Here is a 4,330-nt window from a genome sequence, read left to right as displayed (position 1 = left end):
TGGGGCGGGTTCGGGAGACGAGCCTGGCGGCTTATGCGAACCAGGACGTGCCGTTCGAGTATTTGGTGGAGGTGCTCAATCCGCAGCGTTCCGCCGGATCCCACCCGCTGTTCCAGGTCGCTTTGGTGGTGCAGAACGCCCCCGGTGGGGATGTCGAGCTCACCGGACTGTGGGTCACCGAGGAGAAGGCTGGGACCGGCACCTCGCGATTCGATCTGCTGATCTCGCTGCACGAACGCCATGACGCATCCGGTGAACCGGCGGGAATTCAGGCGTTGCTGGAGTACGCAACGGACCTGTTCGACCGGCCCACGATCGAGTCGCTGGTGGACCGTTGGAAGCGACTGCTGCACCAGGTGACTGTGTATCCCGACCAGCCGATCGGGCAGGCTGCGGTCTTGCTCGACGGTGAGCGGGACCAGCTGATCTCGGACTGGAACAGCACCGTGACGGCGGAAGTGCCGGCTGCGACCTTGGCCGAGCTGTTCGCCGAACGGGCCCGGTCGGCCCCGGGTGCGACGGCGCTCATCTCCGCGGACGGCGCGACCCTGTCGTACGGGGAAGTGAATTCCCGGGCGAACCGGCTGGCGCATTACCTGATCGAGCAGGGCGTCGGGCCGGAGCGGATCGTCGGCGTACTGTTGCCGCGCTCGGTGGAGATGGTGGTTGCCGTGCTGGCCGTGCTGAAGGCCGGTGGCGCCTATCTGCCGCTGGATCCGGAATATCCGGCCGACCGCCTCGAATTCATGCTGGCCGACGCCCGGCCACTCTTGGTGCTGGACGAAGAATCGCTGGCCCGGGACCGGAGCACCTACCCGGACAGCGACCCGGCGTCGCACCTGGAGCCGGCGCACCCGGCGTACATGATTTACACCTCCGGCTCGACGGGCCGGCCCAAGGGCGTGGTGGTCTCCCACAGCGGCGTGGCTGGTCTGGCCGCCTCGCAACGCGAGCGTCTGAGGGTCACCGCCGAGAGCCGGGTACTGCAGTTCTCGTCACCCAGCTTCGACGCCGCGGTATGGGAATTGGTGATGGTCTTCAGCAATGGAGCGACGCTGGTGATCCCGCACTCGGATCAATTGTCCGGGGAAGGGCTACGGCAGGTGCTGGGCGAACAGGCCATCACCCACGCTTTGATACCGCCATCGGTGCTAGCCACACTTCCGCCGGATTCCGCACGGCAATTGCCGGACTTCGCCACCCTGGTCGTCGGCGCCGAGGCGTGTCCGCCCGCAATGGCTGCGCTCTGGTCGGCGGGCCGGCTGATGGCCAATGCCTATGGGCCCACCGAGGCCACGGTATGCGTCACGCTGAGTCGGCCACTGTCCGTCGACGGGCCGGTGCCGATCGGCGGTCCGGTCACCGGTACACGGGTGTATGTGCTGGACGAGGGGTTGTGCCCGGTTCCGCCAGGTGTGGCGGGTGAGCTGTATGTGTCGGGCGCGTGCCTGGCCCGTGGATACTGGGGCCGCGCGGCGCTGACCGCGGAGCGGTTTGTCGCGTGTCCCTTCGAGGCCGGTGCGCGGATGTACCGCACCGGGGACGTGGTGCGGTGGAACGGCGACGGCGAGCTCGAATTCGCGGGGCGCGCCGACGAGCAGGTGAAGGTGCGGGGCTTCCGCATCGAGCCGGGTGAGATCGAAGCCGTTCTCACCAGCCATCCCGAAATGGCGCAGGCCGTGGTGGTGGCCCGTGAGGACACTCCGGGCGATGCGCGGCTGGTGGCGTACGTGGTGCCGAAGGACCCCGGCAATCAGGGCCAGAAGGAAGGCCAGGTCGGGGACTGGCAGCAGATTTATGAGTCCGTGTATTCCGATGACGCCGGTGCGGAGTTCGGTGAGGACTTCACTGGCTGGAACAGTTCCTACACCGACGAGCCGATTCCGCCGGCGGAGATGCGGGAGTGGCGCGACGCCGCGGTGACCCGGATTCGGGAGTTCCGCCCGCGGCGCATGCTGGAGATCGGGGTCGGCTCGGGCCTGCTGCTGGCGCATCTGGCTTCGGAGTGCGAGCAGTACTGGGCGACAGATTTCTCCCCGACCGTTATCGACCGACTCCGTCGGCAGACCGCCGATGCCGGACTGGCCGACCGGGTACGGCTCGAGTGCCGGCCCGCCGACGACAGCGACGGACTGCCCGCCGGATTCTTCGACACCATCCTGCTGAATTCGGTGGTGCAATATTTCCCCACCGGCGACTATCTGGCCCGAGTGCTGGATTCGGCACTGCGGTTGCTCACACCGGGCGGGCGGCTGATCGTCGGCGATGTACGTCACCTCGGTACCGCTCGGGCCTTCCAGATGGCCATACAGGCTCAACGGCTCCGTGCGGACACCGGCTCGGCCCGATTGCACGCCGTCGTGGAACAGGCATTGCGTTCCGAGCCGGAACTCCTGATCGCGCCCGAATTCTTCACCGAGCTCGGTGAGACCGATGACCGGATCGGCGCAGTGGACATCCGGCTGAAGCGGGGCGCCCACCACAACGAACTGACGCGGCACCGCTACGAAGTTGTGCTGCACGGGACCGAGGCCGAATCGTATGCGGTGGCCGAGCTCCCGGAGCTGGAGTGGGGCCGGGACGTCATCGATATCGACGGCCTGGAGCCGGCACTGGCCGAGCACCCGAACGGCCTTCGGGTGACCGGCATTCCCAACGCGCGGCTGGTCGGCGAGACAGCGGGTCCGGTCGCCGATTTCGGTGCGGCCGAAATCAAGGACCCGGAGGAATTCGCCCGTTGGGGCCGCCGGAGGGGAATCCGCGCGCTGGTGACCTGGTCACAGCAGGGACCGGAGTGGTGTGAGGCGGTGCTGTGTCCTGCCGGCGCCCCGGTGATGTCAGGGACGTATCGGCCGGGTGTGCCGGGGCCGTGGGTCAATGATCCGGTGGCATCGCGGTCGGCGGGATCGATTGCCCTCACCGCGCGGGCACATGTTGCGGAACGACTACCGGAATTCATGGTGCCGTCCGCCGTCGTCGTGCTCGATCGGGTGCCCTTGACCCCGAACGGAAAGGTCGACCGCAGAGCTCTACCGGAGCCGGACTACGCCGCTCTCGGCACTGGCCGGGCCCCGCGCACTCCGCAGGAAGAGGTGCTGTGCCAGCTTTTTGCCGAAGTGCTGGGCGTCCCCAACGTCGGCATCGATGACGGGTTCTTCGACCTCGGCGGGCATTCGCTTCTGGTCACCCGGCTGGTGAGCCGGATCCGTAGCGTCCTGGGACTGGAAGTGGCCATAGCCACCGTATTCGACGCTTCCACTGTCGAGGCATTGGCAAAAAACCTGGAGAGCACTCCGAAGACCCGCCGCACCGCGCTGCGGCGGATGCCGCGACCCCGAGAAAATTCCTGAGATCGCCAAGAGAAGCGATTCTGTTGTGACTGTTCGGCGCGCAGGGATAACTGATGTATCCGATGGTGCCGTCCGGGCTGAAATGGAAGAAGGAACGTACGCGTGATACCCCTGTCGTTTGCTCAGCGCCGTCTGTGGTTCCTGCACAAGCTGGAAGGCCCGTCGGCCACTTATAACGCGCCGCTGGCGCTGCGGCTGACCGGAAAACTGGACCAGCAGGCGCTGCGCACCGCTGTGTTGGACGTAGTGGAACGACATGAGTCACTGCGTACGGTGTTCCCTGAATTCGACGGACAGCCCCAGCAGCGGGTCATCGAACCGCACCGTGTGGAGCTTGGCTGGGAGAACCCCGCGGTCACCGAGCAGGCCTTGCCAGAAGCGCTGGCGTCCGCGGCGCGTCGCACCTTCGATCTCGCCACGGAGATACCGATCCGGGTGTGGCTGTTCGACATTGTGGACGGCAACAGCACCGAGGACGAATACGTTCTCCTGGTGTTGCTTCATCATGTCGTCGGCGACGGCTGGTCGATGGGACCATTGGTCCGGGATATTGTCACTGCGTATTCCGCCCGGTCCGCGGGACGGGCGCCGGCATTGGCGGAATTGCCGGTGCAGTACGCGGACTACACGCTCTGGCAGCGTGAACTGCTGGGTGACGAGTCCGACCCCGACAGCGTCCTGTCGCAACAGGTTGCTTACTGGACCCGGCAGTTGGCGGACCTGCCGGAGCAGTTGAGTCTGCCCACCGACCGCCCGCGGCCGGCGGTGGCCTCGTACGCGGGCGCCACCGTGAATTTCGCACTGGATGCCAAGCTGCACCGGAAACTGACGGCGCTGGCGGGCCGTAACGGCGCGACGGTGTTCATGGTGCTGCAGGCGGGGATGGCGGCGTTGCTGACCCGTCTGGGCGCGGGAACGGACGTACCGCTGGGCAGCGGTCTGGCGGGGCGGACGGACGAAGCCCTGGATGACCTGATCGG

Annotated in this window: 2 protein-coding genes; both read left to right on the top strand. The window is 66.8% G+C overall.

Going from position 1 to position 4,330, the window contains the following annotated elements:
* Positions 1 to 47 precede the first annotated feature (47 nt).
* On the top strand, positions 48 to 3,350 hold the full coding sequence (locus tag ADL29_RS40065; RefSeq protein ID WP_053928405.1) for a non-ribosomal peptide synthetase: 3,303 nt from the start codon (positions 48 to 50) through the stop codon (positions 3,348 to 3,350).
* A 102-nt stretch (positions 3,351 to 3,452) separates the two neighbouring features.
* A partial coding sequence (locus ADL29_RS40060) for a condensation domain-containing protein (protein ID WP_281182029.1) occupies positions 3,453 to 4,330 on the top strand: 878 nt, incomplete at its 3' end.

The sequence above is a fragment of the Streptomyces chattanoogensis genome (assembly GCF_001294335.1).
Lineage (GTDB): Bacteria > Actinomycetota > Actinomycetes > Streptomycetales > Streptomycetaceae > Streptomyces > Streptomyces chattanoogensis.
This window is presented reverse-complemented; position numbering and strand designations above follow the sequence as displayed.